General features: G+C 61.3%; 27 protein-coding genes. 14 read left to right on the top strand and 13 right to left on the bottom strand.

Annotated elements, in window-relative coordinates; all coding sequences use genetic code 11:
• The first annotated feature begins 21 nt into the window (after positions 1 to 21).
• Both B7X90_RS07920 and B7X90_RS07915 read left to right on the top strand, forming a co-directional pair.
• Complete coding sequence (locus B7X90_RS07920; protein ID WP_292623325.1) at positions 22 to 1,269, top strand: acetyl-CoA C-acetyltransferase; 1,248 nt, start codon at positions 22 to 24, stop codon at positions 1,267 to 1,269.
• 58 nt (positions 1,270 to 1,327) lie between these two features.
• Positions 1,328 to 2,386 carry a DUF4118 domain-containing protein gene (locus B7X90_RS07915; protein ID WP_292623321.1) on the top strand — a complete coding sequence of 353 codons (1,059 nt, stop codon included), beginning with the start codon at positions 1,328 to 1,330 and terminating at the stop codon, positions 2,384 to 2,386.
• A gap of 85 nt (positions 2,387 to 2,471) precedes the next feature.
• On the opposite strand, the gene B7X90_RS07910 is transcribed toward B7X90_RS07915, so the two are convergent.
• Positions 2,472 to 3,806: a M28 family peptidase gene (locus B7X90_RS07910; protein ID WP_292623319.1), complete on the bottom strand. Its 1,335-nt coding sequence runs from the start codon at positions 3,804 to 3,806 to the stop codon at positions 2,472 to 2,474.
• A 150-nt stretch (positions 3,807 to 3,956) separates the two neighbouring features.
• Here B7X90_RS07910 and ettA point away from each other — a divergent pair, with 150 nt between their 5' ends.
• Positions 3,957 to 5,630, top strand: coding sequence for an energy-dependent translational throttle protein EttA (gene ettA / locus B7X90_RS07905; RefSeq protein ID WP_292623318.1), 1,674 nt, complete (start codon positions 3,957 to 3,959; stop codon positions 5,628 to 5,630).
• Between the two features lie 21 nt (positions 5,631 to 5,651).
• Here ettA and B7X90_RS07900 read toward each other — a convergent pair whose 3' ends face one another.
• Positions 5,652 to 6,128 carry a DUF6265 family protein gene (locus tag B7X90_RS07900; protein WP_292623316.1) on the bottom strand — a complete coding sequence of 159 codons (477 nt, stop codon included), beginning with the start codon at positions 6,126 to 6,128 and terminating at the stop codon, positions 5,652 to 5,654.
• Between the two features lie 11 nt (positions 6,129 to 6,139).
• On the bottom strand, positions 6,140 to 6,730 hold the full coding sequence (locus B7X90_RS07895; RefSeq protein ID WP_292623313.1) for a flavin-binding protein: 591 nt from the start codon (positions 6,728 to 6,730) through the stop codon (positions 6,140 to 6,142).
• Between the two features lie 133 nt (positions 6,731 to 6,863).
• Here B7X90_RS07895 and B7X90_RS07890 point away from each other — a divergent pair, with 133 nt between their 5' ends.
• Positions 6,864 to 7,826 carry an RcnB family protein gene (locus B7X90_RS07890; RefSeq protein ID WP_292623311.1) on the top strand — a complete coding sequence of 321 codons (963 nt, stop codon included), beginning with the start codon at positions 6,864 to 6,866 and terminating at the stop codon, positions 7,824 to 7,826.
• Between the two features lie 149 nt (positions 7,827 to 7,975).
• Positions 7,976 to 9,073 (top strand): IS630 family transposase, encoded by a 1,098-nt coding sequence (locus tag B7X90_RS07885; RefSeq protein ID WP_292623309.1) that lies wholly within the window; start codon positions 7,976 to 7,978, stop codon positions 9,071 to 9,073.
• Here B7X90_RS07885 and B7X90_RS07880 read toward each other — a convergent pair.
• The gene (locus B7X90_RS07880; RefSeq protein WP_292623307.1) at positions 9,062 to 9,433 is read right to left on the bottom strand and encodes a MarR family transcriptional regulator; all 372 of its coding nucleotides are present in this window, start codon (positions 9,431 to 9,433) and stop codon (positions 9,062 to 9,064) included. The two genes, B7X90_RS07885 and B7X90_RS07880, sit on opposite strands and share 12 nt — an antisense overlap.
• A gap of 250 nt (positions 9,434 to 9,683) precedes the next feature.
• On the opposite strand from B7X90_RS07880, the gene B7X90_RS07875 reads away from it, so the two are divergent.
• The 4 genes from B7X90_RS07875 (at position 9,684) to B7X90_RS07860 (ending at position 13,927) form a co-directional block, all read left to right on the top strand.
• A complete protein-coding gene (locus B7X90_RS07875) occupies positions 9,684 to 10,361 on the top strand; it encodes a 2OG-Fe(II) oxygenase (RefSeq protein WP_292623303.1) in 678 nt (225 codons plus the stop codon).
• On the top strand, positions 10,355 to 12,268 hold the full coding sequence (locus B7X90_RS07870; protein ID WP_292623302.1) for a DUF885 family protein: 1,914 nt from the start codon (positions 10,355 to 10,357) through the stop codon (positions 12,266 to 12,268). The genes B7X90_RS07875 and B7X90_RS07870 overlap by 7 nt, the downstream gene beginning before the upstream one ends.
• Positions 12,269 to 12,361: 93 nt before the next feature.
• Positions 12,362 to 12,778 carry a hypothetical protein gene (locus B7X90_RS07865; protein ID WP_292623301.1) on the top strand — a complete coding sequence of 139 codons (417 nt, stop codon included), beginning with the start codon at positions 12,362 to 12,364 and terminating at the stop codon, positions 12,776 to 12,778.
• Between the two features lie 3 nt (positions 12,779 to 12,781).
• On the top strand, positions 12,782 to 13,927 hold the full coding sequence (locus B7X90_RS07860; RefSeq protein WP_292623299.1) for a glutathionylspermidine synthase family protein: 1,146 nt from the start codon (positions 12,782 to 12,784) through the stop codon (positions 13,925 to 13,927).
• A gap of 16 nt (positions 13,928 to 13,943) precedes the next feature.
• Here B7X90_RS07860 and B7X90_RS07855 read toward each other — a convergent pair whose 3' ends face one another.
• Positions 13,944 to 15,548, bottom strand: coding sequence for a lysine--tRNA ligase (locus tag B7X90_RS07855; protein WP_292623296.1), 1,605 nt, complete (start codon positions 15,546 to 15,548; stop codon positions 13,944 to 13,946).
• 316 nt (positions 15,549 to 15,864) lie between these two features.
• Complete coding sequence (locus tag B7X90_RS07850; RefSeq protein ID WP_292623294.1) at positions 15,865 to 16,758, bottom strand: flagellin; 894 nt, start codon at positions 16,756 to 16,758, stop codon at positions 15,865 to 15,867.
• A 174-nt stretch (positions 16,759 to 16,932) separates the two neighbouring features.
• Here B7X90_RS07850 and B7X90_RS07845 point away from each other — a divergent pair, with 174 nt between their 5' ends.
• Together B7X90_RS07845 and B7X90_RS07840 are read left to right on the top strand one after the other, a co-directional pair.
• A complete protein-coding gene (locus tag B7X90_RS07845) occupies positions 16,933 to 19,653 on the top strand; it encodes an ATP-dependent DNA helicase (protein WP_292623292.1) in 2,721 nt (906 codons plus the stop codon).
• On the top strand, positions 19,650 to 20,195 hold the full coding sequence (locus B7X90_RS07840) for a histidine phosphatase family protein (protein ID WP_292623290.1): 546 nt from the start codon (positions 19,650 to 19,652) through the stop codon (positions 20,193 to 20,195). The genes B7X90_RS07845 and B7X90_RS07840 overlap by 4 nt, the downstream gene beginning before the upstream one ends.
• On the opposite strand, the gene B7X90_RS07835 is transcribed toward B7X90_RS07840, so the two are convergent.
• From B7X90_RS07835 to rpmF, 5 genes are all read right to left on the bottom strand, one after another.
• Positions 20,192 to 20,581 (bottom strand): MerR family transcriptional regulator, encoded by a 390-nt coding sequence (locus B7X90_RS07835; RefSeq protein ID WP_292623288.1) that lies wholly within the window; start codon positions 20,579 to 20,581, stop codon positions 20,192 to 20,194. The two genes, B7X90_RS07840 and B7X90_RS07835, sit on opposite strands and share 4 nt — an antisense overlap.
• Before the next feature lie 23 nt (positions 20,582 to 20,604).
• On the bottom strand, positions 20,605 to 20,901 hold the full coding sequence (locus tag B7X90_RS07830; protein WP_292623286.1) for an integration host factor subunit alpha: 297 nt from the start codon (positions 20,899 to 20,901) through the stop codon (positions 20,605 to 20,607).
• A 136-nt stretch (positions 20,902 to 21,037) separates the two neighbouring features.
• Positions 21,038 to 22,015, bottom strand: coding sequence for a beta-ketoacyl-ACP synthase III (locus tag B7X90_RS07825; protein ID WP_292623285.1), 978 nt, complete (start codon positions 22,013 to 22,015; stop codon positions 21,038 to 21,040).
• Entirely contained in the window at positions 22,012 to 23,094 is a 1,083-nt protein-coding gene (gene plsX, locus B7X90_RS07820; protein WP_292623282.1) for a phosphate acyltransferase PlsX, read from the bottom strand. The genes B7X90_RS07825 and plsX overlap by 4 nt, the downstream gene beginning before the upstream one ends.
• Before the next feature lie 26 nt (positions 23,095 to 23,120).
• Positions 23,121 to 23,300 carry a 50S ribosomal protein L32 gene (gene rpmF / locus B7X90_RS07815; RefSeq protein ID WP_292623280.1) on the bottom strand — a complete coding sequence of 60 codons (180 nt, stop codon included), beginning with the start codon at positions 23,298 to 23,300 and terminating at the stop codon, positions 23,121 to 23,123.
• Between the two features lie 247 nt (positions 23,301 to 23,547).
• Here rpmF and B7X90_RS07810 point away from each other — a divergent pair, with 247 nt between their 5' ends.
• Positions 23,548 to 23,940: an MAPEG family protein gene (locus B7X90_RS07810; RefSeq protein WP_292623278.1), complete on the top strand. Its 393-nt coding sequence runs from the start codon at positions 23,548 to 23,550 to the stop codon at positions 23,938 to 23,940.
• An 82-nt stretch (positions 23,941 to 24,022) separates the two neighbouring features.
• Here the strand turns inward: B7X90_RS07810 and B7X90_RS07805 are convergent, their stop codons facing one another.
• Together B7X90_RS07805 and B7X90_RS07800 are read right to left on the bottom strand one after the other, a co-directional pair.
• Positions 24,023 to 24,691 carry an MBL fold metallo-hydrolase gene (locus B7X90_RS07805; protein WP_292623276.1) on the bottom strand — a complete coding sequence of 223 codons (669 nt, stop codon included), beginning with the start codon at positions 24,689 to 24,691 and terminating at the stop codon, positions 24,023 to 24,025.
• Between the two features lie 80 nt (positions 24,692 to 24,771).
• The gene (locus B7X90_RS07800) at positions 24,772 to 25,464 is read right to left on the bottom strand and encodes a S24 family peptidase (protein WP_292623275.1); all 693 of its coding nucleotides are present in this window, start codon (positions 25,462 to 25,464) and stop codon (positions 24,772 to 24,774) included.
• 120 nt (positions 25,465 to 25,584) lie between these two features.
• Here B7X90_RS07800 and B7X90_RS07795 point away from each other — a divergent pair, with 120 nt between their 5' ends.
• Complete coding sequence (locus tag B7X90_RS07795) at positions 25,585 to 25,773, top strand: hypothetical protein (protein ID WP_292623274.1); 189 nt, start codon at positions 25,585 to 25,587, stop codon at positions 25,771 to 25,773.
• Positions 25,763 to 26,140: a hypothetical protein gene (locus B7X90_RS07790; protein ID WP_292623273.1), complete on the top strand. Its 378-nt coding sequence runs from the start codon at positions 25,763 to 25,765 to the stop codon at positions 26,138 to 26,140. The genes B7X90_RS07795 and B7X90_RS07790 overlap by 11 nt, the downstream gene beginning before the upstream one ends.
• The last annotated feature ends 143 nt before the right edge of the window (positions 26,141 to 26,283 follow it).

Raw genomic sequence — 26,283 nt, 5'->3', positions numbered from 1 at the left:
AGCCGCACTGGAGAGTCTGCCATGCCTGAAGCCTATATCATCGACGCCGTCCGCACCCCGCGCGGAGTGGGCAAGCCCGGCAAGGGTGCGCTTTCGCACCTGCACCCGCAGCATTTGGCGGCGACCGTACTCAAGGCGCTGAAAGAGCGAAATAATCTTGATACTGCAACGGTGGACGACATTATCTGGTCGACATCTTCGCAGTACGGCAAGCAGGGCGGCGACCTTGGCCGCATGGCGGCGCTTGCGGCTGGCTATGACATTTCGGCCAGCGGCACGACTCTGGATCGCTTCTGCGGCGGCGGCATCACGTCCGTAAACCTCGCCTGCGCGTCAGTCATGTCGGGCATGGAAGACTGCGTGATCGCAGGCGGCACCGAAATGATGAGCTTCACCATCGCGCATGGCGCCGAACAGGCCAATGCCGGGATCAAGCCGCTGGGCATGGGATCGGGCAACATGGCGCTGGATGCGCTGCACCCGCAATCGCATCAGGGCGTGTGCGGTGATGCCATCGCCAGCATCGAAGGCATCAGCCGCGAGGCACTCGACGGGCTGGCTCTGGTCAGCCAGCAGCGTGCCGACATGGCGATCAAGGAAGGGCGCTTTGACAAATCAGTGGTGCCGGTGCTGAACGAGGACGGCTCGGTCGCGCTCGATCGTGAAGAGTTCCCTCGCCCTGAAACCACCGCCGAAGGTCTGGCCGCCCTCAAGCCGAGTTTCGCAGGCCTTGCGGACTTTGACCTTGGCGGCACCACGTTCCGCAAGCAGATCAACCGCCGCTACCCCGACGTGGAAATCCAGCACTTCCATCACGCTGGTAACTCCTCCGGCGTGGTCGATGGTGCAGCGGCGATCCTGATCGTCTCGCCCGCCTATGCCGAAAAGCACGGGATGAAGCCCCGCGCGCGCATCGTCGCCTATGCCAACCAAGGCGATGATCCCACGTTGATGCTCAATGCGCCGGTTCCGGCAGCGAAGAAGGTTCTGGCCAAGGCAGGCCTGACCAAGGACGACATCGACGTCTGGGAAATCAACGAGGCCTTCGCAGTCGTCGCCGAAAAGTTCATCCGCGATCTGGAACTGGACCGTGCGAAGGTGAACATCAACGGAGGCGCCATGGCGCTGGGCCATCCGATTGGCGCGACAGGGTCGATCCTCATCGGCACCGCGCTGGATGAACTGGAGCGGTCTGGCGGGCGCTACGGACTTGTCACGATGTGCGCGGCAGGCGGTATGGCCCCCGCCATCGTCATCGAGCGCATCTGAACAACAAATTGCAAATGTAACCAGAGGGCCGTCGATTATTTCGGCGGGCCTCTGTCATGTGACATTGCCAAGCGATGATCTTGCTGGCAATCGTGCGCAAGATATGTTGCCCGCTGCCCGCGCCCTTTTCAGACCCGTTCGCGGCAGGCTGGCAGCCTATTCGCTCGCTGTGCTGTTTGCTGTGCTGGCGATTGCTGTCCGGTTTGCGGCGGACCATCTGCTGCCACCGGGCTTCCCGTTCCTGACCTTCTTTCCAGCGGTCATCATCGCGGCGTTTATTGGCGGACGCGGCCCCGGTGCGCTTTGTGCGGCGATCAGCTTCTTCGCATCGTGGTTCTACTTCATCCCGCCGTTCGAAAGCTTCGAACTGAGCGTGCCGGTGGCGACTGCGCTGCTGTTCTTCAGCGCCGTCGTGGTGGTGGACATCTGGTTGATCGATGGCCTTCAGCAACGCCAGGCGCGGTTGGAGGAAAACCAGGATCAGCTTGCCGCGATGGCCGATCAGCAAACCTTGTTGTTCAAGGAATTGCAGCACCGCGTGGCCAACAACCTTGCGTCGGTATCATCAATGCTGCGTCTGCAACGCCGCCAGATTGAGCGCGATCCAGCCTCGGCCATGCGCATTCTGGAAAGCGCCGATACCCGCATCGAACTGATGGGCCGTGTCCATCGCCAGCTTTACGATCCTGCGGCGCGCGAACTTGCGCTGCCTGAGCAAATTGAGAGCGTGGTGCGCCATGCACAAGACGTGGCCGCCGCCAGCCACGTGACGATTGAGGTCAACGCCGTTGACGCCCGCATCGCGGTGGACCGGATGATGACGCTGATGCTTCTCGTCACCGAAGTGCTCAACAATTCGATCAAGCACGCCTTTGCAGAAGGGCAACCGGGCGAAGTGCGGCTGACGCTGGAGCGTAGAGGAAGCAGCCGCCTGCGCCTCACCATCGCCGACAATGGCAGGGGCTTTTATCCGGCAAGCGGAAACGAAGCCCCACGCCATCGCGGGCTGGGAACCACAATAATCAAAGGGTTCGTCGCGCAGCTTGGCGGAGAAGTGACCACGGACAGCAGCAACGGCGTGACTACCGTGGTGGAATTTCCCGAAGACGCGGATTGAAGTTTGTGATCCCAAAGCTGCGTCATTCCCGCGCAGGCGGGAATGACGCATTTTAGAGCGAATTACGTAGCGAAAGCGCTGCCCTCTACTCCACCGCAGCAATCGGCCCCGCCTCGTTCGCCACGATCTTCAGCACTTCAGTCCACGCCGCAACGTTCTGCGCCAGTTCCGCCGGATCAACCTTGTCGAGCGTATCATCAGGCGTGTGGTGCAGATCGAAGTAGTGCGTACCGTCTTGATCAAGGTCCACCACGGCCAACTTCTGCTTGGCAATGACCGGTGCAACGTCGGTGCCGCCGCTGGCCTTGCCCGCCCCGCGCACGATCCCCATCGGTGACAGCGCGGTAGCAATCCGGTCGGTCAAGGCCTTGTTCGCCTCGGTCATGCTGAACGTCACGCGCCAGACCTTGGCTGCGCCGAAATCGCTTTCCATGGCCAGCGCGTAAGGTTCAGCGTGCTTTTCGGCAAAGGCTTTGCCGCCAAAACCGCCCAGTTCTTCGGAGCCTGCCCAAAACACGCGGATCGTGCGCAGAGGTTTGCCGCCCTCCTGCGCTTTCAAGGCTGCGGCGGTGATGATCGCGCAGCCCGCCGCATCGTCAATCGCGCCGGTGCCCAGATCCCAACTGTCGAGATGGCACCCGAGCAGGATCGCGGGAAGCGAAGGGTCACGGCCCGGAAGATCGGCATAGACGTTGCCCGATGGCAGACCATCCACGGTCTTGCCGGTCAGCGTCAGGTTCAACCGGATCGGCTTGCCGCTGCGGGCGATGCGCGCAATCAGATCGGCATCCGGGTTTGAAACCGCGCCCGCCGGGATGGCCTTCACGCCATCGGGGAATGTGGTGCCGCCGGTGTGCGGATTGCGGTGATTGTCCGTGCCGATGGAGCGGATCACCGTGGCGAGTGCACCCTTGCCCGCAGCGATGGCTGGTCCCTGCCTGCGCACAGCGCCATAGGGACCATAGCCGCTGCCATCCTGCGCGCGCTTCATCGCGTGGTCGATGAAGGCGATCTTGCCGGTGAGCGAACCTGCGGGCGCGGCCTTTAGCGCATCGAGCGTGGGGAAATAGACAACCTCGCCTTCGACACCCTTTTCGGGCGTCGTGCCGCTATAGCCAAGCGCCGTTACCGCCAGCTTGAACGGGATCGGCGCAATCAGGCTCCCCTCGTCCCGCCCGCGCACGTAACCACGGATGGGGAATGGTTCCACGGTGACGTTGCTGAAGCCCAGCGATTTCAACCGCGCATCGGCCCAAACACGGGCACGCGCCTCAGCCTCGCTGCCCGGCATACGCGGGCCGACTTCGCTGGTGAGCCCTGCGAGGATGTCCCACGCGACATCGCCCTTCGGCTCCTGCGCATAAGCTGTTGAGGAAAGAAGAGCGGCGGTGAGCGCAACAGCGCAGGAAAGGTTTCTCATGCAACCTTGCTATCGCCCCGCCTTGCCGCTGCCAAGCCCCGCCGTCGCCCTTGTTGCGCGCCCATTGATTCTCAGGCCACGCTTGCCCGCGCGGTTCCTGTTCGGTAGAGGCGGCGCAACTCCTTTTCGCCATTCATCCAAGGACCCGACATGGCTGCCCAATATGCCTACGTCATGAAGAACATGACGAAGACTTTCCCCGGCGCGCAAAAGCCGGTGCTGAGCGACATCAGCTTGCAATTCTACCAAGGCGCAAAGATCGGCATCGTTGGCCCCAACGGTGCCGGTAAATCGACGCTTATCAAGATCATGGCCGGGATCGACAAGGATTACACCGGCGAGGCCTGGGCGGGTGAGAACATTACGGTCGGCTATCTTGAACAGGAACCGCAGCTCGACGAGAGCAAGACTGTTCTTGAAAACGTCAAGGATGGTGCGCGCGCGATTGCCGACATGGTTGACCGTTTCAATGCGATCGGCATGGAAATGGCAGAGGAAGACGCCGATTTCGATGCGCTGGGCGCCGAGATGAGCGAGTTGCAGGACAAGATCGACGCGGTCGATGGCTGGACGCTCGACAACCAGCTTGAAATCGCGATGGAAGCGCTGCGTTGCCCGCCGGGCGATTGGCCGGTGAACAGTCTATCGGGCGGCGAAAAGCGCCGCATCGCGCTGACTCGTCTGCTGATCCAGAAGCCTTCAATCCTGCTGCTCGACGAACCGACCAACCACCTTGACGCTGAATCGGTCAACTGGCTGGAAAACCACCTTAAAGAATATGCTGGCGCGGTGCTGATGATCACCCATGACCGCTACTTCCTCGACAACGTGGTGGGCTGGATCCTCGAACTCGACCGCGGAAAGTACTTCCCTTACGAGGGCAACTATTCGACCTATCTGGAAAAGAAGGCCAAGCGCCTTGAGCAGGAAGATCGCGAGGAAAGCGGCAAGAAGAAGGCCCTTACCCGCGAACTCGAATGGATCCGGCAGACGCCAGCCGCCCGCCAGACCAAGAGCAAGGCGCGTATCCGCAAGTTCGAGGAACTGCAGAACGCGCAGGACAATCGCCCGATCGGCAAGGCGCAGATCGTCATTCAGGTGCCCGAACGCCTTGGCGGCAAGGTTATCGAGGTCAAGAACATCTCGAAGGCCTATGGCGACAAGCTGCTGTTCGAAGACCTGTCCTTCATGCTGCCACCAGGCGGCATCGTGGGCATCATCGGGCCGAACGGCGCGGGCAAGTCCACGCTGTTCAAGATCCTCACCGGCAAGGAACAGCCTGACAGCGGCACCGTGGAAATCGGCAGCACCGTTCACCTCGGCTATGTCGACCAGAGCCGCGACGATCTGAACCCCAAGAACAACGTCTGGGAGGAAATCTCGGACGGGCTGGACTACATGACTGTCAACAAGCAGGACATGTCCACCCGCGCCTATGTCGGCGCGTTCAACTTCAAGGGCGCTGACCAGCAGAAGAACGTCGGCAAGCTTTCAGGCGGTGAACGCAATCGCGTCCACATGGCCAAGATGCTGAAGCTGGGCGGCAACGTGCTGCTGCTTGACGAACCGACCAACGACCTTGACGTGGAAACGCTGAGCGCGCTGGAAGACGCCATCGAAAACTTCGCCGGTTGCGCCGTGGTCATCTCGCACGACCGCTTCTTCCTTGACCGTCTGGCCACGCACATCCTGGCCTTCGAAGGCAACAGCCACGTCGAATGGTTCGAAGGCAACTTCGCGGCTTATGAAGAAGACAAGCGCCGCCGCCTGGGCGATGCGGCTGACCGGCCAACCGCGCTGGCCTACAAGAAGCTGACGCGCTGATCTGAGACGCGTGGTCTTCCGCTATCTGCCCTTGCGGCGGAAGCGGAAGACCAGCGTTTCGCGCTTGCCCTTTTCCTCAACCACGACCGACGCGGTCATTGTATCGGCTCCTGTGCGCTCATAGACTAGGCCGGAGAAATCAAACCGGTCCGCTGACTTTGCGGTTAGCGCAAAAGCCTCGACCTCGTTCTTCTCCTCCCACCCGGTAAGGTCGGGATTGAAGTGCTTGAGCCGGTAGGCGAGCGATCCACCTTCTTCGACGATGGTGATGATCTCGTAAAACATGACGGTGCCATCGGCATTCATCTGGCGGAAGTGGCCAACCATCTGCCCACCTGCGGGCGGGGAATAGGCTTCGAGCGCAGGTGCGCCAGCGATGCCCTCACCCTCCCATGAGCCTTGCAGCCACGCGAGGTCTGCCAAGGTGGCTGCCGGTGCCGCCAGCGCAGGCGCCGGTGCCAGCAGCATGACTGCAAGTGCAAGCTTGAGCCTGTTCATTGCGTTCTCCTTCAAGGCGCCAACCATTCCGCACGCCACGGCAGATCCGCGCTGGGGCGGGTAAAGCGGGCGCGTTCGCCGCCCAGATGCGTCAGGCGCAACCAGTCAAGGCTGCGCACTTCGACCAGCAGCACCGCAAAATTGCTGCGGCCGGGCAATGTCTCTTCCGGCATCGGCGCGCGGTGCAGCAGGTCTTCGGGGAGGGCCGAACCAGCCTCTTCCAGCAGCGCGCCCGGACCTGCCTCGGCCAGATAGCAGCGGCGGCTGGAGGGGGCAGAGCGCTCCCACGCAATGTCGGAAAGGAGGCTCGCGTGCTCGATCCACCCTTCCCCGCGCATCCGCAGTTGCACGCGCGCTGCCGGATCATAGGCCAGCAATGAAACAGCTGCACCTTCACCGATCAACGCGCATTTGGGGCTGCGCAGGTCAGTATGAAAGCGCAAGCGCGCCAGATCAGCGGGTGCCTCGCGCAGGACCATGATCCGCAGGTCACCGTCAGCCGTGCCGACCACCGGCGTGTGCATGGCGTGCCGCCGATCTTGGGCCGCTGAAGCAAGCCGCCCAGTTGCATCGGCCAGCACCCAATCCAGCGTCAACTCCATTCATGTTTCTCCACACAAACCTGAACGAGAGGTGGTCAATCCGGTTCATACATCGGACAGCGCGAATCACGTATTACGAAATGGTAACGGCCCTGAAGTGTCATGGCCAACAATCGGGAAAGGGTCGGCCACGATGTCCGGCAAGTCAATCTTCAGCAAGAGCGCCCTCGCGGTACTGGCCGTGGCAATGGCAACCACCGCCATCCCTCTGGAAGTCATGGCGCAGGAACGCCAGCAGCGCGGCGAACGCAGCAGCGCGCGCGGCGGTGACGGTGGTGGCCGGATGTGGGGCCGCAGCAGCGATGCAGGCAGCCGTCAGGCGACACAGCCGCGCCCACAGCGCGTCCAGCAGCAGCCTCGCACAGCAGCGCCTGTGCAGCGGGCAGAACGCCCAGCTACAGGCAGTTGGCGCGGCACAGGTAATGTTGAGAACGGCGCACGCTGGAGCCGGGAAGACCGTGGCATTCCGCAGCGAGCTACGCCACAGCGGCCTACCACTGTGCCATCGCAAGTCCGCACGCCAGATCGGCCCGCCACTGCGCAGGCTACACCGCAGCGCGGCTGGGATGGCACCCGCTGGAACGGCTCTTCTCCCGGCCGCAACAATGGAGCAAACAACAACTGGCGTGACGATGATCGCAGGGATGGCAACCGCGACAACAATCGCAATTGGAGCGGCCGGAACCGAAATTACCGCGACAACAATCGCAACGACGGGCGCGGCAATGCGTGGAACAACAACAATGGACGCCGCGACGGTTGGAACAACAACCGGGGCGATCAACGCCGCTGGAGCAATGACTGGCGCCGCGACAACCGCTATGATTGGGGCCGTTACCGGGCCGCCAACCGCGGTTTCTATCGCTTGCCCACGTATTACGCGCCCTATCGCGGCTATGGCTACAATCGCCTGTCGATCGGGATATTCCTGAATTCAGGCTTCTATGGCAACAACTACTGGATCAACGATCCGTGGGCCTATCGCCTGCCGCCGGCCTACGGCTCCTACCGCTGGGTCCGTTACTGGAACGATGTGGTGCTGGTTGACACCTATTCGGGCGAAGTGGTCGACGTGATTCACAACTTCTTCTGGTAACGCGGCGGGATCACGCGCCAGCAATCGCCCAACAACAGAAAGGCCCCTTTGCCACATGGCAGAGGGGCCTTCGTTTTCTGAAGCTTCAACCTAGTCACCCGGAACTGTAATCCGTATCATTGACCCGGATTCATTTGGGGAGATGAGCGATGGCAGGCCGGCAGGCGGATGCGGTGGTGTTGAGCGCGGAGGAGCGCGCTTTTCTTGAGGCACAGGTTCGACGGCACAAGGTGCCTCGGTCGTTATCGGATCGGTGCCGGATGATCCTGCTGTGCGCAGATGGCTCGCAAAGCAAGGAGGTCGCCGAGCGCCTCGGGGTGCACGAGCACACGGTTGGCAAGTGGCGCCGCAGGTTCGTGAAGGGCCGCATCGAGGGTCTCACCGACGAGTACCGGCCCGGCCGCCCGCGCACCGTCTCCGATGGCCAGGTGGCAAAGGTGATCGAGCGCACGCTGAACACCACGCCCAAGGATGCAACCCACTGGTCGATCCGCTCAATGGCCGCCGCGACCGGGCTTTCGCATACCACCATCCGCCGGATCTGGGCCGCCTTTGGCCTGCAGCCGCACCGATCCCAGACCTTCAAGCTCTCCACCGATCCGCTGTTCGTCGACAAGGTGCAGGACATCGTCGGCCTCTACATGGCGCCGCCGAACCGGGCGGTGGTACTGTGTGTCGACGAGAAGTCCCAGATTCAGGCGCTCGATCGCGAACAGCCGGTTCTGCCGATGGCGCCCGGCGTCCCCGAGCGGCGCACCCATACCTATGTTCGCAACGGTACGACTTCGCTGTTCGCGGCGCTCGACATTGCCACAGGGGCGGTGATCGGCAAATGCTACAAGCGCCACCGGGCAACCGAGTTTCTCGACTTCCTCAAGCAGATCGATGCCGCGATGCCCGAGGGGCCGGACGTGCACCTCGTGATGGACAACTACGCAACGCACAAGACGCCGAGGATCAAGGCATGGCTCGCACGACGTCCGCACTGGCATGTTCACTTCACACCAACATCGGCCTCCTGGATCAACCAGGTAGAACGATGGTTCGCCGAACTCACGCGCAAGCAGTTGCAGCGCGGCGTCCACCGATCCACCGCCGAACTCGAAGCGGACATCCTCGCATTCATCGAGGCGCACAACGAAAACCCAAAACCCTATCGCTGGACCAAATCCGCCGACGAAATACTCGCCTCCGTCAAGCGCTTCTGCCAGAAAGCAATGAAGCGTACTTCAGATTCAGGTGACTAGAGCTGTGCCCGATATTGCGCGCAGAACGTTTCGCATCATCTCATGTCCGTCTTCGGTCAACCGCACATAGCGGCGGCGCGCGTCCGCGTTATCGGCGATGCGATAAATCAAGCCTTCCTGTTCAAGCCGGGCAATCCAACGCAAAATAGTCGTCGATGGTACGCCCGCGTCAAGGCACACCGAAGATACCTGCACTTCGGTACGGCGACGATCAGCAATGTAAAGGTCGAGAAGGATGTCCCAACCGGGTTCTCCAAACAAGCCGCGCCGAGCGCTGGCTACGTCACGTTTTCTACGAAGACTGTAAATCGCTACGGCGAGTTTCAGGCTTTCCAGTTCTGGATCAGCGAAGGCGTCCAAACAAAACTCCTCCGGCCAACCAACGCTCATGACGACAGAAGGTCGTCTTCAACCTCGACAGTAGGCACGCGCCCCCTACGCACTCTATCGAAACTTATGATCGTTCAGCGACCGCTAAAGATAACGCATGTTGATTTTGGTTAACCCAAAGTTGCGGGAAATGCTTGAGGAAATCTGTATTAAGCCTCCACTTCGGACTAAATGACAGGGCTTGCACCATACAACGCATTGAAGCAGGACGGTTCCCGACATGTCGATTTTTCGAAAGACCGCCCGTTCTTCGTCTGAGACTCTTGCCCTGAAACGTGTGGGTGAAACGGTCCGCAATAGGCTGCAACAGGACGCAGGCGTCTATCGGCTGCCGGTCGACAATCTCGAAATATTTGGCGTGGCGCGATTTTTCTCTGAAGCAGAATGCAGCAGGCTCATCACTATCGTCGATTCGGTCGCGCGCCCTTCACCAACCTACAAAGGGACTGATGCAACCGGGCGAACCAGCTACTCTGGTGACGTCGATCCGAACGACCCTTTCATCATTATGCTGCAGCGCAGGATCGATGATCTGATGGGCATTGATCCTGCGTTTGGCGAGACGATCCAGGGCCAGCGCTATCAACCAGGGCAGGAATTTCGGGGGCACTACGATCACTTTTTGCCATCGCAACATTTCTGGGATGCGGAACAAAGGCGTGGCGGTCAGCGTAGCTGGACGGCAATGGCCTATCTCAATGCTGTGGAGGAAGGCGGGACGACCGACTTCACCCGCCTGCCCCTGTCCATCCCGCCCCAACCAGGCGCCCTGCTGATCTGGAACAACATGAAGCCTGATGGCACACCCAATCCTAACGCCATGCACGCCGGAATGCCGGTGGTACGCGGCGTGAAGTATGTCCTGACCAAGTGGTATCGGGCACGGCCGTGGTGCTGATACGTCGGATCGCGCTTGGTAGCGCTGCGCTGTCCCTGCTTGTTGCAACGGCAGCCCCTTCGTCACCCGGAACTGCGCAACACGGCGCTCCAAAGCCCGTAGCGACAGAACCGAAGGCACGGATCGATGCCCAGCCTGGCACCCTGCCAGAACAGCGCACAGCCTCATCTATTTCCACCCCGCCACTTTCTGCCAATACCGCGCTGGACCGGCTTTTTGCTGCGGACCTTCGCCAAAGCCTTGCGCTTGATCCACTGGGCGCGTTGCAGCAGGGCAAGCGCGTGCCCACGAGCCAGTTCCTGCTGCTGTTCACCCCCCGCCTTGCCCGCGAACGGCGTGAGGCCAACAGCCGCCTGCTAGGCGATCTGGGCGACATTGATCCGGCTGCACTTGATGAAGGGCACCGCATATCACGCGCGGTGATGTTGGATGCCAAGCAGGCCGAACAGGCCCTGCTCTCGCCTGAATCGTTGGCGCAGACCGAAGTCCAGCCGTTCAATCACTTTGGAGGCTTTCACGTATCCTATCCAGAACTGTCCTCACCGGGCAGCGGATTGGTGCTGGACAACGGCGGCGACTACGAACTGCTGATAGAACGGCATCGCGCCCTGCCCAAAGTGTTCGATCAGGCCATTGCACGCTTTCGCGAAGGGGTGGCCAGCGGGGTGACAGAGCCACGACTGACCGTGGACAACATGATCGCGCAGATTGATGGATTGCTGGCGCAACCGGTTGAACGCTCGCCCTTCATGGCTGCTGCGCGCAGCTTTCCCGATGCCATGCCGGCCGCACAGCGCACCAGAATTCGCCAGGAACTTTATCAGGTCACTGCGAAAGTCATCTACCCGGCATATCGCAATCTTCGCCAGTTCCTTGCCGAAGAATACAGACCAGCCGCGCGGGCAACTGTTGGACTGTCCGCCACACCCGGCGGTTCGGCGCTTTATCGCCGTCTGGTGCGGATAAACACCACGCTCGACCTTGACCCCGCAGCCGTCCATGACCTTGGACTTGGTGAGGTTGCGCGTATCCAGCGTGAGATGGAGCAGGTGAAGGGCGAACTTGGCTTTTCCGGGCCTTTGCGCAGCTTCTTCGATCACATCCGCACCGATCCGAAGTACCACCCCCGGACCGAAAACGAACTGGCCGAGGGTTTCCGCGCCGTGGGCCGCAAGGTCGACGCGCTGGCCCCGCGCTACTTCCTGCACCTGCCGCGCACACCGCTGCAGATTCAGTCTTATCCGCCCTATCGCGCGAAGTTCGAAGCCGGGGGAAGCTATGCGCAAGGGTCACCCGATGGCCGCTTGCCGGGCACGTTCTTTTTCAATTCGTATGACCTGAAAAGCCGCTTTCTCACCGGCATTTCTACGCTTTATCTGCACGAAGGAGCGCCGGGCCATCATTTCCAGATCAGCCTTGCACAAGAGAACACCGCCCTCCCCGATTTCCAACGGTTCGGCGGCAACACAGCCTATATCGAAGGCTGGGCGCTCTATGCCGAAACGCTCGGGTACGAGATGGGCTTCTACAAGGATCCGATGCAGCATTGGGGCACGCTGGACGACGAAATGCTGCGCGCGATGCGGCTGGTGGTCGATACCGGGCTGCACACCAAAGGCTGGAATCGCGAACAGGCGGTGGCTTATATGCTCGGCAATTCCGGCATGGGCCGCAGCGATGCCGAGGCCGAAGTGGACCGCTACATCGCCATTCCGGGGCAAGCGCTATCCTACAAGATCGGCGCGTTGACGATCCAGCGGCTGCGCAAAGAGGCGGAAACCGCTTTGGGTGATCGCTTCGACATTCGCCAGTTTCACGATCAGGTTCTGGGCAGCGGGGCCTTGCCGATGCAGGTGCTTGAAAGCAAAGTGCGCGGGTGGATCGCCGCGCAAGGCAAGACCGGGTAACCAGCCTGATCGGCCGCTTTTTTACCGCCTAGCAAGAATCCTCCGCTATTTACCCGATGGCACGACCAATCTTCGGCCGGAAAGCGCAAGCGCATGATCAAAAAAAAGCTCATACTGACCTCGGCAATGGCAGCAACATTGAGCGCACTTGGCGGTTGCTCTGAAAAGAGTGCCAACGACAAGGACGTTCTGGCCGAACGGGACACCGCCGTGTGCGTCGATCAGGACGGAACCCGCGTAGAGGATTCACAGTGTGGAAAACCCGGTGCGCGTTCGGGCGGTGGCCTGTCATCGGCCTTCCTCTGGTACTACATCGGGCGCAATGGCATCATCCCGCATCGCGGTGACAACATCAACGATCCCAACCGGGGCTTCACCGGCAGCCACTTTGCCACGAAGGGCGCACAATATGCTGCGGCCCCGGCATCGACCAACATCGTCCGTTCGCCGGCAACTTCGCGTGCCGGGCTTGGATCGAGCGGCAGCAAGTTCGCCAGCAGCCGGTCCTGATCCATGCGCCGTATCACGCTGGAACCACGCGCCGATTGGCAAAGCGCCGTCGGAGAACTTGGCCTGTTATGGCATAGCGACGTCGACGGTCCTTATTGGGATGAGTCCGCTTGCTACGAATTCACGCTTGAACAGATCGATACGCTGGAAGACGCGACCGATGCCGTTCATGCGCTCTACATCGAAGCGGGCGCGCGCATCGTGGAGGACGAGCGGCTATTGGCCGCCTGCGGCATCCCGCAAAGCTATCACGCTGCCGTGCGCAACGCCTGGGCCAAGCAGGTCCCCGCGCTCGATTTCGGACGCTTCGACTTTGCGTGGGACGGCACCGGCGCGCCCAAGCTGCTGGAATACAATTGCGACACACCAACGTCGCTGCTCGAAACATCGATCGTCCAGTGGTACTGGAAAGAAGCGGTGTTTCCCGATCTTGATCAGTTCAACAGCCTGCACGAACGCCTGATCGAACGCTGGCAACTGATCTCCCCCGCCCTGCCGGGACGCCGCCTGTGGTTTGCGCATGTGGGCGATGAAGTTCACGAAGACACCATGACCACGACCTACATGCGCGATCTGGCGCAACAGGCGGGTCTGGAAACACATGGCCTGCTGATCGAACAGCTTGGCATTGATGCCAAGGGGCGCATCGTCGATCAGGATGACGGCCTGATTACCGCGTTGTTCAAGCTCTATCCGTGGGAATGGATCGCGGTGGAACCGTTCGGCCAGCCGATCATCCCGCATCTGACCAATACCATCTGGCTTGAGCCGGTGTGGAAGATGATGTGGAGCAACAAGGCCGTGCTGGCGATCCTGTGGGACATGTTCCACGGCCACAAAAACCTGCTGCCAGCAACGCTCGATCCCCGCATGGTCAGCGGTGACTATGTGTCCAAGCCGATCCTGTCGCGCGAGGGGGCCAATATTGAAGTGGTGGCCGATGGACAGGTCATCGCCAGCAGCGGCGGTGAATATTCAACCGACCGGCTGGTCTATCAGCAACGCTACCCCTTGCGCGACTTTGGGCGAGGTTATCCGGTACTGGGCAGTTGGATCGTCGGCGGCAAGGCTGCCGGGCTTGGCATCCGCGAGGACGGCCTGATCACCGCAAACGGCGCGCGGTTTGTGCCGCACGTCATCCGCGACTGATCAGCACCTGCCCCTGTCAGTCCAGCGCTTCGGCGATCAGTTTGCGCGTGTTTTCAACGCCGTAGAGCGCGATGAAGCTGCCCATGCGCGGCCCGGCGCTGGACCCGAGCAGCGTTTCGTAGAGGCATTTGAACCAATCGCGCAGCTGTTCGAAGCCGTAGTGCGGGTCCTTGCCGATCTCGTAGACGATGTTCTGCAGTTCCTCTGCCGTCGCGTCATCTGACGTGCCCGCCAGTTCCTCGTCGAGTGCGGCCAGAGCCTGCGCTTCGTTGCTCTCCGGCTTGCGGCGCTGGAGCGTGGGCGCGATGAAATCGCGATTGTAGGCGAGCGCGCGGGTGACCAGACCGTCGAGCGCCGGGTGTGCGGCGGCGTCTGCGTTCTCGACATAGTTGCCGAGGTAGGACCAGACCTGCTCACGCGTAGCCGATGCGCCCAGCACGCCGACGAGGTTGAGCAAGAGGCCGTACGTTACCGGCAGGCTGTCACCCTCGCCCCCGTGGTAACCGTTGGTGCGCAACAGGTGCCACACCGGATTACCGAGTTGCTGCTCGACCGGCTGCGCGGGCAGCTTTTCGCGGAACTGCCAGTATTCGTCGACCGCGCGGGGGATGATGCCGACATGGAGCGACTTCGCGCTCTTGGGTTCGCGGAACAGGTAGAAGCCGAGCGATTCCTCGCTGCCATATTCGAGCCACTGCTCGATGGTCAGGCCGTTGCCCTTGGACTTGGAGATCTTCTCGCCCTTCTCATCAAGGAAGAGTTCGTAGATCAGGCCTTCGGGACGCTGGCCGCCCAGCACGCGGGCGATCTTGCCGGACTGGGTGACGCTGTCGGTCAGGTCCTTGCCGCACATCTCGTAGTCGACGCCCAACGCGACCCAGCGCATCGCCCAATCGACCTTCCACTGCAGCTTGGACCAGCCGCCGAGCACGGTATGTTCGATCACTTCACCATTGCTGTCGGTGAAGCGGACGATGCCGGCTTCGGCGTCCACCACTTCGACCGGAACCTGCAGCACTTCGCCCGTGGTGGGCGAGACGGGGAGGACCGGGGAATAGGTCTTGCGGCGCTCTTCGCGCAAGGTGGGGAGCATGATGTCCATGATCGCCTGCCAGTTGCGCAGCACGTTCTTCAGCGCATCGTCGAACGCCCCTGCATTGTAGCGGTCGGAAGCCGAGACGAACTCGTAATCGAAGCCGAAGCGATCGAGAAAATCGCGCAGCATCGCGTTGTTGTGGTGTGCGAAGCTTTCAAACTTCTCGAACGGATCGGGAATGCGGCTGAGTGGGTGGCCGAGGTGTGCATCGAGCAGCGCCTTGTTGGGCACATTGTCGGGCACCTTGCGCAGCCCGTCCATATCGTCCGAAAAGGCAACGAGGCGCGTGGGATGGCCGCCTGTCAGCACTTCATAGGCGCGGCGGACGAAAGTGGTGCGCAGAACTTCCTGAAACGTGCCGATGTGCGGCAGGCCCGACGGTCCGTAGCCGGTTTCGAACAGCACAGGCACCAGTTCGCCAGAGGCATCGCGTTTGCCGCCCGGAAAGCGCTTGATGAGCTTGCGGGCTTCCTCGAAGGGCCATGCCTTGGAGGTCTGGGCGGCGGTGTGGATAGCGTCTGTCATAGTGCCCGCCCTTTTGCGCGGCTGTTCAGGTTTCGCAAGCGAAAGCTGAAGGGGTTTACGGGGTTTACACAGTCCAGAGGAAAACTGTCATCGCCCGGTTGGCGCGGAATTTGCGGCAAGAAGGCGGGACGCCGGGTCGAGCCCGGGGTGACGTTGGAAGAGAGGTAGATGGCGGACAACGACAGCATTTCCGCTGCCTATCACAACGCCTGCGCTGTAGGAAAACGCCGAAAAGGCGGGGCCGCGCTCACGCGGTCCCGCCGTTCCGTGGAGGTGCTTCTGAAGGGAGGCAATCTTCAGAAGCGAGAAGTCATGCTTACTTCAGCAGCGACAGGACGTTCTGCTGGGCCTGATTGGCCTGCGCGATCATCGCTGTCGAAGCCTGCGACAGGATCTGCGCCTTGGCCATCTGCGTAGTTTCTGCCGAATAGTCGGTGTCCAGAATGCGCGAGCGGGCGTCCGACAGGTTCGTCACGTTGTCGTTGAGGTTGTTGATCACCGATTCAAGGCGGTTTTGCCCTGCACCAAGGCCTGCCCGAGTGGCACTGACGGCGGCAAGTGCGTCATCGACGTTGGTAATTGTGGCGGTCGCGTTAGCCGACCCACTGTTATCACCGGCGACGGTATCATTGACCTTCAGTGACTGAGTGCCGGCCGCCGTGTAGGCAGTGTTGCCCGTTCCAAACAGCACGTCGCCATCGAAGGCCACGCTGACGAGCGTCACTGTGTCATTGGTTTCAGCGCCGGTCTGGATAACGAAATCGAGGTTGTCAGCGGCGACCGGAGCCGTGGCGACAGCGAACAGATCGTTGCCGTTGAACTTGGTCTTGGTCAGCACTTCGCTGACCTGGCTGGTGAGGTTTTCCACTTCCGACTGCATCGCATCACGGTCGGAGCCCTGATAGGTGCCCGATGCGGCCTGCACGGCGAGTTCACGGATGCGCTGCAGCATCGCGGTGACTTCGTTAAGCGCGCCATCGGCGGTCTGAGCAAGGCTGATGCCGTCGTTCGCATTGCGCACGCCCTGGCTCATACCCTTGATCTGCGAGGTCATGGTCGTGGTGATCGCAAGGCCGGCTGCGTCGTCCTTGGCGCCATTGATGCGCTTGCCGGTGGACAGGCGCTCCATGGCTACGCCGAGCATCTTGTTCGCTGAATTTGAAGCGTTGGTCGCACGGACCGCGCTGATATTGGTGTTGATGACTGCCATTTCCCATTCTCCACTATGGGCCGAAGCGGGGATAAGCCGCGTCGGTAAAAGGTTCCCAGCGAGAAGGACGGTGAGCCCGCGCAAAGTTTAAGGGGGCTGGTTAATCGGTGGGCAGGATTTTTTGGGGTGGGTTCAGGCTTGCCGCGTGTTCCATTCCTGTTCTATCGCTAGGCCGTGACCGAGACCCCAACCCTATCGCTTCCTGCGATTCATGCCAGCCACGGCGGATGCTGGTTGCGCGACGGATTTTCCACGCGCGGGGTTAGCAAGGGCGATGCAATTGTGGCGGCAGCCGATACGCCGCTCCTGATGCTTAATGCGCCGCTGGTCGCCAGCCGATTGGGTTATCCTGATCTGTCAGGGCTGGATCTTCTGGAACTGTTTGCGTTCATTCACCCGGCCAAATTCATGGTGCCAACGCCCAAAGGCCTGGCCCACACGCTTGATTTGCCTGAGCCTGTGGGTGACGATGCGGTGCCTCTGCTGTTGCAGCAAGCAGCAGAGGCGCTTCTTGCAACGTGCGAGCGTGAAGACTGGGCCGAGCGTGAGGGTGCATGGACGGCGCTGCAATCTCTGATACGGATGCGCTGGCCATGGGCAACACTGCTGACACCACGTATCAAAAAGCCACAACGCGCTGAACGCTGGCTGTTTACGCGCCTGCCTGAATGGGAAGAGACAGCGGATCGCCCGCAGCCTGCACAGGTTTTGCTTTCGGACGAAGCTGTGGTGGCACGGCTGGCGCAACTGACCGGCGTTGACGCCGAAAGCCGTCCCGCGCAGCAAGCCTATGCGCGCGAGGCGGGGCGGATGTTTGCACCACGCCGGGATCAACGCCAACCGCATGTGGTGCTGGCGCAGGCGGGGACCGGGACGGGCAAGACGTTCGGCTATCTAGCGCCTGCATCGCTGTGGGCCGAACAATCGGGCGGGACGGTGTGGGTTTCGACTTATACCAAGGCGTTGCAGCGGCAATTGCGGCGCGAAAGCCGTCGGGCGTTTCCGCCGGAGCGGAATGGCAAACCGCCTGTGGTGGTGCGCAAGGGGAGAGAGAACTACCTGTGCCTGCTGAACCTTGAGGATGCCCTGCAAGGCGGCTTTGGCGGACGGGCGGCAGTGCTGGCGCAACTTGTGGCGCGCTGGGCCGCGTTCAGCCAGGATGGAGATATGGTGGGCGGCGATTTGCCCGGGTGGCTGGGCACGCTGTTCCGCAAGCGCGGGATTGCCGCGCTGACCGACCAGCGCGGCGAATGCGTCTATGCAGGGTGCCCGCACTATCGCAAGTGCTTCATCGAGCGCGCGGCGCGGGCCTCTGCCGATGCGGAACTGGTGATCGCCAACCATGCGCTGGTGATGGTCAACGCGGCGCGCGGACGCGATGCGGCGCAACGGCCGACGCGGATCGTGTTCGACGAAGGCCATCACGTGTTTGAAGCTGCGGACTCAACGTTTTCGGCAGCCATTACCGGGGCGGAAACGATTGAACTGCGCCGCTGGGTGATCGGGCCAGAGGGCAAATCACGCGGACGGCGGCGCGGGCTTTCGGCGCGGCTCGCCGATGTGGCTAGCTATGACGAGGAAGGCGAGCGCGCCATTGCGCAGGCGCGCACGGCGGCAGAGGCTCTGCCCTCTGAAGGCTGGCTGGCGCGCGTGGTGGAAGGCACACCGTCAGGGCCGATGGAAGAACTGCTCAGCGCGGCACGGGCGCTGGCCTATGCACGCGATGAAAGCGGTGGACAGGAAGCGGGCTATGGTCTGGAAACGGAAATTGCGCAACTGGACGGCGCGTTCATCGAAGTGGCCGGGCGAGCGCAGGAAGCACTGGAATCCTTGCGCAAGCCACTGGTGCGGCTGGGGTTGCGGCTGGAAGCGCTGATCGAGGATGGGCCGGACTGGCTGGATGGCCCGGCGCGCGCGCGGATCGAAGGCGCGCGCGGGGCAATTGGCTGGCGCAGCGATCTGATCGCCGGGTGGATTGCGCTGCTGGCGCGGCTGGGCGGGCCGGGCGATCCTGATTTCGTCGACTGGATTGCGGTCGAGCGTTCGGACGGGCGCGAGTGGGATGTGGGGCTGCACCGGCATTATCTCGATCCAATGAAGCCCTTTGCCGAAAGCGTGCTGGCGCCTTCACACGGGGTGATGATGACATCGGCCACACTGCGCGATGGCGAGGACTGGTCAAGCGCTGTCCAACGTAGTGGCGCGCCGCATCTGGATGTGAATCCGCGCTTGTTCGGTGCGGAAAGCCCGTTCGACTATGCCAATCAGGCCGAAGTGCTGATCGTGACCGATGTGCCGAAGGGCGATATTCCGGCGCTGGCGGCGGCATATGGGCGGCTGATCGAGGCTTCTGGCGGTGGTGTGCTGGGGCTGTTTACCGCCATCCGGCGGCTGCGGGCGGTCTATGGCCGGATCGCTGACCGGCTGGCGCGCAGCGGCCTTGCTCTGTTTGCGCAACATGTCGATCCGATTGATACGGGCACGCTGGTAGACATATTCCGCGATGATCCGCGCGCGTCGCTGTTGGGGACAGATGCCTTGCGTGACGGGGTGGACGTGCCCGGCCATTCGCTGCGGCTGGTGGTGATGGAACAGGTGCCGTGGCCCAAGCCTTCGATCCTGCACCGTGCGCGGCGGCTGGCAGGAGGCGGCTCTGCCTATGACGACCGAATTATCCGTGCGCGGCTGGCGCAGGCGTTCGGGCGGCTGATCCGTTCTTCCGGGGACAAGGGGCATTTCGTGGTGCTGTCTTCCGCCTTCCCTTCGCGATTGCTCTCGGCCTTCCCTGTGGGAACACCGATCCGTCGCGTGACGCTCGATGTGGCTTTACAAAGTGTGAGTGGCGGTGTTTCTGAACAACAGACTGCGCCAAAGCGGCCCGAGGGGATTTCGTGAAGACACTGGCCTTGTTCCGCCATGCCAAATCGGACTGGAGCGACGCACGGGCGCGCGATTTCGACCGTCCGCTGAACGCACGTGGGCAACGCGGGGCACAGGCGATGGGCGCATATATCCGCGATACGGGACGCACTTTTGACCGGATGATCGCCAGCCCCGCCGTGCGCGCGGCCGAGACGGTGGAAGAGGCGAGCAAGGCGTGGAAATGCACGTTCAAGGTCGAATGGGACCGGCGCATCTACCTTGCCAGTTCGGCCACACTGATTGATTTGCTGAAAGAGCTTTCGGGCGATCCGGCCAGCGTGCTGATGGTGGGACACAATCCAGGGCTGGAAGACCTGATCTTCGATCTGGTTCCCGACGATGGTTCATCGCCCCTTCGCGACGTGGTCGAAGAGAAGTTCCCGACCGCGACGTTTGCGGTGCTGGAACTGGATGTCGAGCGATGGTCGGACGTGACAGAACGCTGCGCGCGGCTGGTGGAAATCAAACGGCCGCGCGATCTGGACCCGGCGCTGGGGCCACAACTGATCGATTAATCGAGCGCGGCGGCCAGTCTTTCACGGATGCCTTGCAGGAAATCGATCAGTGGCGCGGCAGTATCAACCGGCGCGTGCTGCACGACGGGCTGATTTTCAGCGGCGACCAGTTTGGCCTTGCCGCCACGAAGCGCCTGCTTCGCACCCTTGATCGTATAACCTTCGCGGTGCAGCAACTGGTCGATCTCAGCGATCAGCGCGACATCTTCTGGTCGGTAATAGCGCCGCCCACCCGCCCGGGTCAGCGGGCGAAGTGAGGGGAACTGTTCTTCCCAATAACGCAAAACGTGCTGGCGGATACCCAACGCCTTTGCCACTTCGCCAATCGTGCGCAGAGCATCAGGCTCTTTGCCATCGGTAATGTGTGGAAGGTTGGGTTTATCCATAAGTGCCGGTTACGGCCAGGTGTTCAGACCTGACCGATGCGGTCCTTTAGCATCTGGCTGGCACGGAAGCTGAGGACGCGACGCGGCGTGATCGGCACTTCTATGCCCGTCTTTGGATTACGGCCCACCCGCTCTGCCTTGTCACGCAGCAGGAAAGTTCCAAAACCCGAAATCTTCACGTTCTCGCCTTCGGCAAGCGCACTGCACATGTGCTGCAGGATGGATTCCACCATATCAAGGGAATCTGCCCGCGACAGGCCAACACGACGATTGATGCTTTCTGCAAGATCCGCACGCGTCAATGTACCAACAGACCGCATCCCCAATTTACCCCCCAAGAGTTACAGACAAGCGCCAGATGATAACGCGGATTCCACAGAACGCAATCCAATCGCTTGGGGATAAGATCCCAGCTCGTTGCGTACCGCAACTTCGGACAATCCACGCACAGGCGATTCAAACACGGACCAAGCTGGCCCCCCAAGTAAAGCCGCCGCCCATCGCCTCGAACATGACGAGTTGACCGGGCTTGATCCGCCCGTCGCGCACCGCAGTATCAAATGCCAGTGGGACCGAAGCAGCGCTGGTATTAGCGTGGCGATCGACTGTCACGATGACCTTTTCAGCCGGAAGGTCGAGCTTGCGCGCGGTTGCATCGAGAATACGGAAATTGGCCTGATGCGGCACGACCCAGTCGATCTCCGCAGCGTTGTGTCCTGTGGATTCAAGCACTTCGCGCAGAACGCTGGCAAGATTGGTCACCGCGTGGCGGAACACTTCGCGGCCCTTCATGCGCACTTTGCCGACTGTGCCGGTGGTGGACGGGCCACCATCGACATAGAGCAGTTCATTGTGCGCGCCATCGGCGTGGAGGCGTGTGGCGATTACACCGGGTGCAGCGGGATCACTCTCGTCCACGTCCTGCGCTTCGAGTACAATCGCACCCGCGCCATCGCCAAAAAGCACACAGGTGGTGCGATCTTCCCAATCGAGGATTCGGCTGAAAGTTTCTGCGCCAATCACCAGCGCACACTTTGCCATGCCGGTGCGGATCATCGAATCTGCTGTGGCAAGCGCATAGAGAAAGCCGGAGCACACCGCTGCAACATCGAACGCAATACCGCCATTGCAGCCGAGGCTGTGCTGGACCAGCGTGGCGGTGGCAGGAAATGTCTGATCGGGTGTGGCCGTGGCGAGAACGATGAGATCAACGCGCGCCGCGTCTATGCCGGCAGCTTCGAGTGCGCGGCTTGCGGCCAGCGTGGCGAGAGTCGCAGTCGTCTCCCCCTCACCCGCGATGTAGCGCTGACGAATACCGGTACGCTCAACGATCCACTCGTCCGTCGTGTCGACCATTGTGGTCATTTCAGCATTGGTCACGCAGCGCTCTGGCAAGGCTGAACCACTGCCGCGAATGACGGCACGAGTTGTCATGCCGCATCCTCATTGGACACAGCAGCACTGCGGCCACGACCGGTGGAGCGGATGCTTTCAGCGCCAAGGCGGGCAAGGTCGGCTTGAATACGCTCGGTCAGGTTTTCCTCCAGCAGGCGCGCGGTAACCGCCACGGCATTGGCCACGCCAACCGCAGTGGCACTACCATGGCTTTTCACCACGACGCCGTTAAGGCCAAGGAAGACTGCGCCGTTATGGTTGTTTGGATCGAGATGATGCTTGAGCAATTCGGTTGCCGGACGCGAGATCAGGAAGCCGAATTTCGAGCGCAGAGATGAGGAGAAGCTGCGGCGCAGCAAGTCTGCAACAAAGCGCGCGGCGCCTTCCATCGATTTGAGGGCGATGTTGCCCGAAAAACCGTCGGTCACGACGACATCGCAATCCCCGCGTGAAAGCTTGTCAGCCTCGGTGAAGCCGTCGAAGCTCATCGCAAGGTCACCAGCCAAAGCCTTGAGCTGGTTCGCCGCATCACGCAACGAATCGGTGCCTTTGGATTCCTCGGTGCCGATGTTGAGAAGGCGCACGCGTGGCGATTCCAGCCCGTTGACAATGCGCGCATAGGCCGCACCCATGATCGCGAACTGCACGAGGTTACGCGCATCGCAATCGGTGTTGGCGCCAAGATCGAGCATGATCAGGTCATGCTCTCCCAGCGTAGGCAGCAATGCAGAGAGCGCAGGGCGATCAATTCCGGGCATTGTGCGCAGCGCAAGCTTGGCCATGGCCATCAGCGCACCGGTATTCCCCGCGCTAACCGCTGCACCGGCATCACCCTGCTTCACCGCATTGATCGCCAGGCCCATCGACGTGGTCTTGGCGCGGCGCAGGGCCTGCGTCGGCTTTTCGTCACCCGAAACAACATCAGGCGCGTGGAGGATCTCCGCCGCGCTTCGAAGGTTCGGGTGCGCTTCGAGAGCCTGCTTGATGCGGGCCTCGTCACCGACGAGAAGGAACTTGAAGCGGTCATGACGGCGGCGGGCAAGTGCCGCACCCTCAACCATGACACGCACGCCTTCATCGCCGCCCATCGCATCGACGGCGATACGCGGCAGGCTCATGTCCTCAGTCCCCCCCGATTTAAGGCTTAAAGCCCGACGGCGATGACTTCGCGACCGTTGTAGTGACCGCAGGCGTTGCAAAGATTGTGCGGACGCTTCAGTTCACCGCAGTTTGAGCATTCATGGAATGCATCAACGCTGAGTGCGCCATGGCTGCGGCGCATACCCCGGCGTGAGGGCGAAGTTTTTCTTTTGGGGACGGCCATTTCGGCACCTGTTCCTGAATTGCGTAGTTTGTTGCGGGCGCGATAGGGAAAACCGGTCCATCGCACAAGCCCTGTTTGGCACAGGACCCGTGCGCAGCGACGTGTCGCCAGCAGGATCGGGATTCGCCAAATCACGAGGCGAAGGCGCGCCTATACTGATTTTCTGATGCTTTGCAAGCATAGGCACGCTAGCACTGCGTTCAGTGCCAAGGTCGACGGCATGTTACGAGGGGGAGTACCAAGAGGCATGACTATTTTGCCCATTACACTGTGCGCGGCTGCGGCCGCCGCAGCCATCAACATATGGCTTTCCATCCGCATCGGTATGCTGCGCACCGCAAGAAAGATCAGCATTGGTGACGGCGGCGATATGGACCTGATCGCCCGGATGCGCGCGCAAGCAAACTTCATCGAAAACACGCCGATCATGTTGGTGCTGATCGCGGTTATCGAACTGGCACGCACTGGGAACATCTATCTGATGGGCGTGGCCGGCGCGTTCATGCTGGGGCGGGTTGCACATGGAGTGGGCATGGATGGCGGACCATTGGGCGCGCTGCGCGGTGTCGGCACGCTGGTGACGATGCTGTCGCAACTCGGGTTGGCCGTGTGGGCCGTTTCTATCGCGCTGGATATGTAGTTGGGGATATGTAGTTGGCGGCGGGGGCGTGTGCGAACACCCCCTCCCCTCAACCTCTCCTGCCGCCCGCGGAGGGAAGCAATCAGCTGAGCGCGTAGTCGCTCACATAGCTGTTGGTCTGACGTTCGCGGCCAAATGTACTGTTGGGGCCGTGGCCCGGAACGAACGTCACGTCATTGCCCAGCGGCCACAGCTTTTTAGTGATCGAATCGATCAGGTCCTGATGGTTGCCCAGCGGGAAGTCGGTGCGGCCGATTGAGCCTTGGAAGATCACGTCTCCGACTATCGCCACTTGGGACGGGGCGTGGTAGAATATCACGTGGCCGGGCGTATGGCCGGGGCAATGGATAACGTCGAGTTCGACTTCACCCACAGTCACCTTGTCACCATCGTTCAGCCAGCGGGCTGGCTCAAACACCTCGCCGGTAATGCCCCAGCGCCGGCCGTCTTCATCCAGCTTTGCGATCCAGAAGCGGTCAGCTTCATGTGGGCCTTCGATCTCCACACCCAGTTCCCTGGCGAAGATCCCGGTCATGCCGCAGTGATCGATGTGGCCATGCGTCACCAGCAGCTTTTCAATGGTGACACCGGTGACTTCGATCGCCTTGCGCAGCTTTTCCAGATCGCCGCCTGCATCAATGAAAGCGCCGCGCATTGTCTTGGTGCACCAGACCAGCGTGCAATTCTGCTGGAGCGGCGTGACAGGGATGATCGCGACTTTGAAGGGCGGTTCTGCGTTGGTCTGGGTCATAGGGTTGAGATGGCCCGTGATGGAAGGATTGGCAAGACTATGGATGTTTCGATGGCGCCGCTCCCCGTGCCGGGGTGGAGTTAGAGGCGCCCGCCTTTCCAGACGACGCGGCCGACGAGTTCGACTTCCTGAATAGGACGTTCGAGGCGCGGATAGGCCGCATTGTCTGAAATTACGCGCACCATGCCGCCGGGACCGGGTTCAAGCCGTTTTACAAGCAGCACATCATTGAGCCGGATCACGTGAATGCCCGCACGCAAAGGGCGCTGGGTGCGGTCGACGAGAATTTCGTCGCCATCACGCAAGGTCGGTTCCATCGAATCGCCTTCGACCTCAATCACGGAGAGCATAGCGGGCTCCAGCCCCTGCCCTTTAAGCCAACGATTGGAAAAGCGCAGGCGGCCGGAGGGAATTTCCTCTGCCGGAAGCGCGCCGGGACCGGCGGACGCTCCCAATGGCAGGCGGGGGATGTCCGCCCATTCAGCAGTCATTGCGCGCGGTGGCACTGTGACTGGCAATGCGCGCCCTTGTTCTACCGTTACCACTCCGCCGCGCGACAATCCGCCAAGATCGCTTTCCGGCACGCCAAAAAACTCTGCCAGCGTGCGACGGTCGTTCTCCTCCAGTTTGCGCGGGCTGCCTTTGCGGACGAATTGCTGGAGGTACGTAGTGTTACGGCCAATCAGCGCAGAAAGCGCCGCCAGACTCACGCCGCGCCCCGCAGCAAGGGCGATCAGGCGCGCCCGGGCACCGTCATCAGATTCGCTGTCCATCGACCTTACTCCACTTTCGAAGGACTTTTCCTAGCATTGTAGGATTTCAAGATCAACATAGGAAAAATCCTATTTCGAGTCGCTTTATCGGGTCGCACTTTCAGGGAGGGTCCAAGGGTCATGCTTCTCCGCCGTATTGAGAAATTCATTGAGAACACGGGAATGCCCGTGACCAAATTCGGCCGACTGGCTGCGCACGATCCTCGCCTGATCGGGGACTTGCGCAACGGGCGTGAGCCGCGTTCCGCGATGGTAAGACGTGTAGAACATTTCATGAACACTTTTGCGGAGAATGTCCATGCTGCTTGATTTGAACGCTTTTGAAACCAAGTCTTCAGTCGGCACCACCCTGCCTCCACGCCGTCTTGGTACAGCGGAACGGCTGTTGCGGTCCGTCCGAGACATCGCCGGGCCGTTGGCCGAGGTCGTAAGTCATGCCGAGGCCCCTTGGGCGAGCATCACCTTCTCAGGCGCGCGACACACTCTGGTTCTGCGCTTTGCAGGGAGCGATGCCGTGAGCGATGGCGAAGGCTTCGTAACCTCCCTGCCCGAACACGAGTTCCGGGTGCGCGGCCAATTGGTTGCCGATGCCACGATAACACGCGTGGATCACGAATTGCTGCCGGCGCCGCTGATGGAAGTGGAGTGTGAAATCCTGCTGCTCAGCGAGGATTGAGCGGATCGCCGGGTGCCTCATGAGGCACCCGGTCTCCCCCCGAACTAGCACTACTTTGGCAGATTTTTCGAAGGTGCCTTTGCAATGAGCTTATCGCAGTGAGGGCATCGGCGGGGTGGTGGCCGTATGAAGAGGTCGAGAAT

The sequence above is a fragment of the Novosphingobium sp. 17-62-19 genome, from assembly GCF_002256775.1.
In the GTDB taxonomy this organism is placed as follows: Bacteria; Pseudomonadota; Alphaproteobacteria; order Sphingomonadales; family Sphingomonadaceae; genus Novosphingobium.
The sequence above is the reverse complement of the archived record's forward strand: the minus strand, read 5'-3'. Positions and strand labels throughout refer to the sequence as shown.

Bases quoted from the DNA above. Each gene is read 5' to 3' on its own strand.
- plsX (WP_292623282.1), bottom strand. From the start codon at position 23,094: ATGAGCCTGCCGCGTATCGCCGTCGATGCGATGGGCGGCGATGAAGGC.
- B7X90_RS07895 (WP_292623313.1), bottom strand. From the start codon at position 6,730: ATGGAGTTGACGCTGGATTGGGTGCTGGCCGATGCAACTGGGCGGCTT.
- B7X90_RS07920 (WP_292623325.1), top strand. From the start codon at position 22: ATGCCTGAAGCCTATATCATCGACGCCGTCCGCACCCCGCGCGGAGTG.
- B7X90_RS07810 (WP_292623278.1), top strand. From the start codon at position 23,548: ATGACTATTTTGCCCATTACACTGTGCGCGGCTGCGGCCGCCGCAGCC.
- B7X90_RS07865 (WP_292623301.1), top strand. From the start codon at position 12,362: ATGATCAAAAAAAAGCTCATACTGACCTCGGCAATGGCAGCAACATTG.
- B7X90_RS07890 (WP_292623311.1), top strand. From the start codon at position 6,864: ATGTCCGGCAAGTCAATCTTCAGCAAGAGCGCCCTCGCGGTACTGGCC.
- B7X90_RS07875 (WP_292623303.1), top strand. From the start codon at position 9,684: ATGTCGATTTTTCGAAAGACCGCCCGTTCTTCGTCTGAGACTCTTGCC.
- B7X90_RS07825 (WP_292623285.1), bottom strand. From the start codon at position 22,015: ATGACAACTCGTGCCGTCATTCGCGGCAGTGGTTCAGCCTTGCCAGAG.
- B7X90_RS07790 (WP_292623273.1), top strand. From the start codon at position 25,763: ATGCTGCTTGATTTGAACGCTTTTGAAACCAAGTCTTCAGTCGGCACC.
- B7X90_RS07900 (WP_292623316.1), bottom strand. From the start codon at position 6,128: ATGAACAGGCTCAAGCTTGCACTTGCAGTCATGCTGCTGGCACCGGCG.
- B7X90_RS07885 (WP_292623309.1), top strand. From the start codon at position 7,976: ATGGCAGGCCGGCAGGCGGATGCGGTGGTGTTGAGCGCGGAGGAGCGC.
- B7X90_RS07830 (WP_292623286.1), bottom strand. From the start codon at position 20,901: ATGCGGTCTGTTGGTACATTGACGCGTGCGGATCTTGCAGAAAGCATC.
- B7X90_RS07855 (WP_292623296.1), bottom strand. From the start codon at position 15,548: ATGACAGACGCTATCCACACCGCCGCCCAGACCTCCAAGGCATGGCCC.
- B7X90_RS07860 (WP_292623299.1), top strand. From the start codon at position 12,782: ATGCGCCGTATCACGCTGGAACCACGCGCCGATTGGCAAAGCGCCGTC.
- B7X90_RS07850 (WP_292623294.1), bottom strand. From the start codon at position 16,758: ATGGCAGTCATCAACACCAATATCAGCGCGGTCCGTGCGACCAACGCT.
- B7X90_RS07835 (WP_292623288.1), bottom strand. From the start codon at position 20,581: ATGGATAAACCCAACCTTCCACACATTACCGATGGCAAAGAGCCTGAT.
- rpmF (WP_292623280.1), bottom strand. From the start codon at position 23,300: ATGGCCGTCCCCAAAAGAAAAACTTCGCCCTCACGCCGGGGTATGCGC.
- B7X90_RS07795 (WP_292623274.1), top strand. From the start codon at position 25,585: ATGCTTCTCCGCCGTATTGAGAAATTCATTGAGAACACGGGAATGCCC.
- B7X90_RS07800 (WP_292623275.1), bottom strand. From the start codon at position 25,464: ATGGACAGCGAATCTGATGACGGTGCCCGGGCGCGCCTGATCGCCCTT.
- B7X90_RS07805 (WP_292623276.1), bottom strand. From the start codon at position 24,691: ATGACCCAGACCAACGCAGAACCGCCCTTCAAAGTCGCGATCATCCCT.
- ettA (WP_292623318.1), top strand. From the start codon at position 3,957: ATGGCTGCCCAATATGCCTACGTCATGAAGAACATGACGAAGACTTTC.
- B7X90_RS07910 (WP_292623319.1), bottom strand. From the start codon at position 3,806: ATGAGAAACCTTTCCTGCGCTGTTGCGCTCACCGCCGCTCTTCTTTCC.